Here is a 3,755-nt window from a genome sequence, read left to right as displayed (position 1 = left end):
TGAATGTAAGAAAAGGTATCTTTTCCTACATTCAAAAAAGTATCTTGTCAGGGATTGTCTTTTAAAATGACATTATGAAAGAGCCAAAAACATCTTATAATGTTCAACCGTTATGAACCAAAGAAAAAATTAATGATATGAAATGGAGTTTGTGGAGTTTTTGTTCGGTATCAATACGGTACTGCGGGTTTCCGATATTTTGACCCTTCAAGTGAAAGATATAAAAGAGAGTGTTCATATCCGGATTGTAAAAATTGGTCACTTTGGAAATTACACAAATGACTATATCAAATTCTCCATCAGTTGTGCCCTTTAAAAGGAATAACTAGGCTTGCTAGTCATTGCAACAAGTGCTTGATGTGATAATCGGTGTAGATGTTGTACTAGAATGAACTTCTGCATCTGCCTTCGTATAGAAAAACTCCCACTCATTCTTATCTGGATCTGTTACCCAAAATTTATCTTGAACCGCATAGCAACAAGTTGTATCCATTTCATCTCTTGCAAAGAAACCTTCTTTTTCAAGTCTTTCTTTATGCAATAATACTTCTTCTGCTGTCTCCAATTGAAAACCAAAATGTCCAACTTGATTTCCTTCTACTTTGTTACTTTTATTTAAGGTAAAGTTTAATCCTGGTTGTTCCAGTAAAAACTTTGCATAACCTTCTTTTACTTTTACAGGATTAACACCAAATATTTTTGTATAAAACTTAATGCTATTCTCCAAATTTGTTACGTTTAATCCAACATGTATATTTAACATCTAAATTCCTCCTTAATAGTAATATGGTTTAATGAAAAATTTACGAACTTCATCAAAATATTTGAGCTTATGCTTGATTACGGAGACGAACTTGTGGGTTTAGCCCTTCATTGGTAATATGCTTGACATAAGCTTCAGCGCTTTTGTTGATTACTTCCTGTTCGGCTGAGACAGATCCATACTTTACAAAATGAGGTAAAAAATGCATTCCTGTCAAATTCGCCGTCGCCTGTATAGGCTTTGTCAATTCACTAATTGTGTATTGATTGGTACCGCCGGCTCGATACGATTGCTCTGATCCTCCAATCGAAATGGCTAACACCAATTCTTTCCCATGTAATGCTTTACCACCTGGCCCATATGCCCAACCGTACAACAAAACTTTATCCATCCACTTTTTTAGCAGGGGTGGCGTACTGTACCAATAGAACGGGAACTGAAATACGATTCGTTCGTGTGAAAGTAACAACTCCTGTTCTCGCTTCACGTCAATTCGCTCGTCTGGATACCAATCGTAAAGATTATGCACGGTTACTTCCTTCTCGTGTTCAAGCTTCTGCATCCATCTTGCGTTTACTCGAGATTTTTTTATGTTAGGATGATCAATCAAGACAAGTATTTTCATGAAATCCCTCCTTTATCAAAATCGTTGATTTGGGATAAAATAAACATTCAATTTCTCAAATGCAGGATTAGCTTTCTAACAACAAATTGAGCGTCTGGTCCCACCCCCCTTAATGTGGCAGAAGAAAATGAACGCTGACCTTCCAAACCGACATAATAGATACCAGGGACCGACGTACTTACGCCTGCTACCTGTAATGGATTCCCTTCGGAGTCCAATGCCCCAATAGGGTTAAGATAGGAAAGATTGAGACGATACCCAGTCGCAAAGATGACCGTATCCACTGGCTCCCTTTTTCCGTCCGACCAGATCACACCATCAGTGTAAAAGGATGTGAACATGGGGAGTTGATCCGGTTTTTCCTCAGTTAGTCGTACCTTGTATTCACCTAAATCGGCAGCCCCATCTGGACTTGGTGCCTTTTTGCCAAATCTCCAAAATGGGAAGGTGTCTAAGCCGATTACTCTAATCCAAAAATGTAAATCTTGCCCCCATATCCGTTGTTTCACGAGTTGAACGGGCTTTCGTACAGCTAAAGACGTTCTGCTTAATTCAGCCAGTTCAATGGCAATTTGAACGGCGGAATTCCTACGCCCCACAACCACAACCCTTTGATCGATAAAAGGTTCCGGATTCCGATACGTAGAAGAATGTAGGACATGGCCCTTGAATGTCTGTTGTCCCTTTATTACAGGGCTAAATGGACTGTGAAAAGAACCGATCGCATTGATGATGGTTCTGGTCTGAAATGTGTCCCCAGAGATCGTTCGAATTCTAAACAATTCACCGTCCTTCTCTACAGACTCAACTCGCTGATTTGTAATAACCGGCAACTGAAATTGTTTCATGTAATCTTGCAAGTAACGAATTACTTCATCTCTCGACGGATAATGATCAGGGGGTCCCGGGAATTGCATGCCAGGTAACGACGAAAAACGTGCCGGAGAAAACAATTTCAAACTGTCATAATAGTGAGGCCAAGAGCCTGTTGCCTGCCCACTCGCTTCTAGAATCAGAAATTGTAGCCCTTTCTTTTGCAAATGATATCCTGATGCAAGACCGGCTTGCCCTCCTCCGATTACAACGGAATCCAATATTCCTTTCAACTTAAATCCCACCTTTTAATTTATTTGCACTTTGCAAATAATAAGGGAAATAAATTACCCCTTTGGGATAGTACAGCATAAGCTAGATTTCGCCATCGACTCGTTCAACAGCTTGATGGAGCGAATGACCGTATCTTTTTCAAATTCATTCATATGAGAAAATACTTCATTTAAATAAGAATTCATTTGATGGTCAATTGTTGTTGCCACATATTTCCCTTCCGTCGTCAAAGAGAGAATGTTGACTCTTCGGTCATCCGGATCGGGTGTCTTTTTCACTAGATTCATCTTGATTAACGATTGGACTTGTCGGCTAAAGGTCGTGATGTCTGTACCCAATGCCTCTGCAACTTGCTGGACGGAAGGTTTATGCATGCGGTCAATTTCATAAAGAATATGACTTTGTATTAATGAAATATCTACTCCACCTACTGAACAGCAACTTTTATTAAGAAAACCAAAGCGACGAGTCATAGTTTGAAATAATTCGCGTGTATTTTCCATGAAATTTCACCTCATAAAATATTTATATACTAATTATTTGCAATTTGCAAGTATTTAACTCACCTATTTTTTGTAAGGTGTTTTTTCATGTTGTTGCTACTGTCAAAAAGCATCGTTTTTGAGATGGAAACTAAAAAATTGGTGTTAATTTTTCTGGTTTCTAAAATGTAAGGGTTTGTTATTATAATGGTATCAAAAATTGGAAAAGAGGAATTAAAAATGACAAAAAATCAATTTCAAACTTTTAAAGAACTACATTATCAAGAGGATGTGTTATACCTCTTTAATTGTTGGGATGTAATGTCTGCAAAAATTATTGAGGGTAAAGGAGTCAAAGCGTTAGCGACTAGCAGTTATGCGATTGCTGATGCCTGGGGATGCGCAGATGGTGAAAAATTACCTTTTGAAAATTTAGTTTGGTTTTCTCAGCAACTAATTCATAATTCTAATGTACCTGTTTCCATTGATGCAGAAGGGTTATATGCAGATTCTCTAGAAACACTCTACAATAATGCTCAATCTCTTTTTACTACAGGTATTTCAGGGATTAATTTTGAAGATAAAAAAAGCCACTCCCATACTTATGAGTTATGGAATGTTAATGAACAAGCAGAAAGGATTCAAACCCTAAAGCATGTTACTACATCTTTAAACACCAATATATTTGTTAATGCAAGAACAGACGTATTTTTTAAAGAAGAGAAGCACTCTATTGATTTAGTAAAGGAAGCGCTAAATAAAGCTGAAGTCTATGCTG

General features: G+C 37.7%; 5 protein-coding genes. 1 reads left to right on the top strand and 4 read right to left on the bottom strand.

All coding sequences use genetic code 11. The annotated features are described in order from the left end of the window. Positions 1 to 334: 334 nt before the first annotated feature. From AC3G7N_RS20380 to AC3G7N_RS20365, 4 genes are all read right to left on the bottom strand, one after another. Complete coding sequence (locus AC3G7N_RS20380; RefSeq protein WP_489423998.1) at positions 335 to 763, bottom strand: ArsI/CadI family heavy metal resistance metalloenzyme; 429 nt, start codon at positions 761 to 763, stop codon at positions 335 to 337. A 67-nt stretch (positions 764 to 830) separates the two neighbouring features. Continuing rightward, positions 831 to 1,388, bottom strand: coding sequence for an NAD(P)H-dependent oxidoreductase (locus AC3G7N_RS20375; RefSeq protein ID WP_489423997.1), 558 nt, complete (start codon positions 1,386 to 1,388; stop codon positions 831 to 833). Positions 1,389 to 1,435: 47 nt separating this feature from the next. Further along, the gene (locus tag AC3G7N_RS20370) at positions 1,436 to 2,494 is read right to left on the bottom strand and encodes an NAD(P)-binding domain-containing protein (protein ID WP_489423996.1); all 1,059 of its coding nucleotides are present in this window, start codon (positions 2,492 to 2,494) and stop codon (positions 1,436 to 1,438) included. 54 nt (positions 2,495 to 2,548) lie between these two features. After that, on the bottom strand, positions 2,549 to 2,998 hold the full coding sequence (locus AC3G7N_RS20365) for a MarR family winged helix-turn-helix transcriptional regulator (RefSeq protein WP_489423995.1): 450 nt from the start codon (positions 2,996 to 2,998) through the stop codon (positions 2,549 to 2,551). 219 nt (positions 2,999 to 3,217) lie between these two features. Here AC3G7N_RS20365 and AC3G7N_RS20360 point away from each other — a divergent pair. Continuing rightward, the coding region (locus AC3G7N_RS20360) for an isocitrate lyase/phosphoenolpyruvate mutase family protein (protein WP_489423994.1) at positions 3,218 to 3,755 on the top strand (538 nt) is incomplete at its 3' end.

This window comes from Virgibacillus carmonensis (assembly GCF_057836705.1).
Note: the sequence above shows the minus strand (reverse complement) of the source record. Positions and strands in the feature narration are given on the sequence as shown.

Bases quoted from the DNA above. Each gene is read 5' to 3' on its own strand.
- AC3G7N_RS20380 (WP_489423998.1), bottom strand. From the start codon at position 763: ATGTTAAATATACATGTTGGATTAAACGTAACAAATTTGGAGAATAGC.
- AC3G7N_RS20375 (WP_489423997.1), bottom strand. From the start codon at position 1,388: ATGAAAATACTTGTCTTGATTGATCATCCTAACATAAAAAAATCTCGA.
- AC3G7N_RS20365 (WP_489423995.1), bottom strand. From the start codon at position 2,998: ATGGAAAATACACGCGAATTATTTCAAACTATGACTCGTCGCTTTGGT.